Consider the following 2,719-nt stretch of genomic DNA (forward strand, 5'->3'; position numbering starts at 1 on the left):
CGACAGCGGCACGATCTGCTTCAGGCTGCGGTGGACAAGGTCGTCGTAAAAGGCGGCGTCGCGCCCCGGCACCAGCAACGGGGCCGCTTCCACCATGGCCCAGCAGATGTGGATGGCGGTGTGGCTGCCGGTCTTGGTGATCGACAGCATGTCATAGCCGGCGCGCTGGTAGAGCGGCGAATGTTCCAGAACCGTGCGCAGGACGAAGGTGGCTGCCGCCTCCAGCGAGATGGCGCCGGAGCCTTGCGAACGGAAATATTCCTCCTCGCGCACCAGATCGACGGCCCAGCCGGTGATCAGCCCGTCCAGCAGGTGGCAGGTCGCATCGCGCAGGACCGAGCAGAAGACGTCCGGCGGGGCCGCAGCCATGGCTGCGCGGTCGGCCGGATCCAGCCCGTGCGGCGAGCGCGGCGGAATCGGCAGCATCGGCCGCCCTTCGGCATCGAAGGGCAACTTTTCCGCGATGTGGTCGCGAAGCCGGTTGAACAGCAGAGCCAGCAGGCTGTTGACCGCCACCTTGTCGGCATCGTCCTGCGGAATGGGGGCCTGCGGAATGGCGGCGCCATCCACCGCAACTTCGGTGCTGCTGCCGGCATGGAAGGGACACTGTCCGGCACCTTGTCGGAATTCCTGGGTGAACAGGAAATTCGGGTCGGACTGGATGCGCTGCAGAATATGGGCGATCGACACCCGGCCCAGACCGGCCTCGCCATGGGCGGTGTTGAAGGTTTGGGCGAAGTCGTTGGAACGGGCGGTCAGGGTGTCGGACATGCGGCGGCCTTCGGCGCGGATGTAGGGCGGACGGGCTACCCTAAAGGCAAAGGCCCGCCACGCGCAACCGAGTGACGGCCGAGGGCACGATAATGTCCCCAGCACTGCGTTATTTTGCCACGATCCGACCTTCCACCGCAGGGGACACCGTTTTCTTGGCCTCGACATGGTTCATCACGATGGTCGCCAGCAACACGGCACCGGACGCATCGACGATGACTTTGGAGCGCGGGAAGGCGGCATAGCCGTCGCCGCCCTTCAGCATGTAGTCGTTGGTGGCGACGCGGTAGGTTGCCTGCGGGTCCACCGGCTTGCCGCCGACCATGACCGAGGTGACCCGTCGCCCGGCCGGCGCCTTGGGATCATAGGTCATGGTCAGTCCGGAGACCTGCGGAAAGCGGCCGGCCTTCTCCTCCACCTTGCTGACGCCGTGCTCCAGGGTGGAGATCAGGTCCTGCCCCGACATTTCCACCAGCACGCCGACATTGCCGAAGGGCAATTCGGCGAAGATATCCTTGCGGGTCAGTTTGGAACCGGCGGGATGCAGCGCATCGGCGCGGATGCCGCCGCCGTTGGTGATGGCGACGTCGGCCTTCAGCGCGTCGCGCAGGGCGTCGGCGATCAGGTTGCCCATGCTCGCCTCGCGGCTGCGCACCACGTCCTTGCGGCTGTCCAGCTCGGTCGTGGTCGTGCCGATCACCGCGGCCAAGTCGCTGTCGAGCCGCTTGGTGTAGCCCTCCACCACCCCTTCGACCTCCGGATCGGCGGGCACACCGGCGGTGGTGACGAAGCGCCATTCGGTCGGGACGGTGGTGGTCGCCGGCCCCTTGCCGGCGTCTTTCGTCTCCACGGCCAGCTTGACCACGCCAAGATACTGCGCGTCATGACCGGCCTTCAGGATCAGGGTCGATCCCTCATAGAAGCTGATCGGGTCATGGTCGTGGCCCCCCAGTATCAGGTCGATGCCCTTGACCTTGGACGCCAGTTCGCGTTCCTCCGCGATGGTCAGATGGGTCAGCGCCACCACGACCGACGCCCCCTTCGCCCGCAGGTCCTTCACTGTCGCCGCCGCCGTCTCCAGCACGGGCGGAAAGTCCAGGCTCGGTCCGGCGCTCGACAGGCGGGCGGTATCGGGGGTAATCAGGCCAAGGAAGCCGACGGTGATGCCATCGATGGTCCTTGTCCAGCTCGGCACGGTGCTGGCGAAGGCCGAGCCGTCGGCGGAACGGACATTGGTGCCGATCCACGGGAATTTCGATTCGGCCATGCGCTGTTTCAGCAGGTCGGGACCGAAGTCGAACTCATGATTGCCGAAGGTCACCGCATCGACGCCGATGGCGTTGAACAGGGTGATCATCTGCTCACCCCGCGTCGTGCCGGACAGCAGCGAAGGCGACAGGAAATCGCCGCCGACCGTGGTGATCGCATCGGGGGCCGCGGCACGTTCACGTTTCAGCAGGGTCATCAGCGGTCCGAACCCGCCCTGTCCCTTGACCGGAGCGATCTCGTACACGTCGTTGACGTGCAGGAAGGTCAGCGTGCCGTTTTGCGCCCAGGCGGGCAGGGCCGCACCCAGCAAGGCAGCGACCAGCGGTGCGGCGAGGAGATGGCGGCGGGACAGCATCTGGAAGGGTCCTCCGGCGGAAACAGGGTGCTCGGCGCACTCTAGACCAGCTTTTCGCCGCCGCGCATAGCGGCTTTGCACGGCCGGGCTTACGGTCCGGAGCGGCTGTGGCTTGAACTCCGCCCGTGACGGTCTCACAACTTGATGACAGACATGCCAACGACGCGAGCCGAGCAGACCCATGCGCATCCTGGTCGTTCAGAACAGCCGAACCGCTCCCATCGGTCTGGTGGGCGACGCGCTGACCGACAACGGCGCCACCCTCGTCACCATCGCCGCCAATGAAGGGGAGGCGATTCCCGACAAGGACGGCTATGCCGGCCT

At 66.2% G+C, this 2,719-nt stretch carries 2 protein-coding genes; both read right to left on the minus strand.

The window, feature by feature from the left end:
- The coding region (locus tag I71_RS10195; protein WP_042694536.1) for a hypothetical protein at positions 1-771 on the minus strand (771 nt) is incomplete at its 3' end.
- Between the two features lie 109 nt (positions 772-880).
- Complete coding sequence (locus tag I71_RS10200; protein ID WP_042694538.1) at positions 881-2,395, minus strand: bifunctional UDP-sugar hydrolase/5'-nucleotidase; 1,515 nt, start codon at positions 2,393-2,395, stop codon at positions 881-883.
- Positions 2,396-2,719: the final 324 nt, after the last annotated feature.

It is taken from the genome of Azospirillum sp. B506 (assembly GCF_000333595.1).
Taxonomy (GTDB): Bacteria; Pseudomonadota; Alphaproteobacteria; order Azospirillales; family Azospirillaceae; genus Azospirillum.

What these genes read in the sequence shown, in the direction of transcription:
- I71_RS10200 (WP_042694538.1), bottom strand. Translation starts at nt 2,395, where the DNA reads ATGCTGTCCCGCCGCCATCTCCTCGCCGCACCGCTGGTCGCTGCCTTG.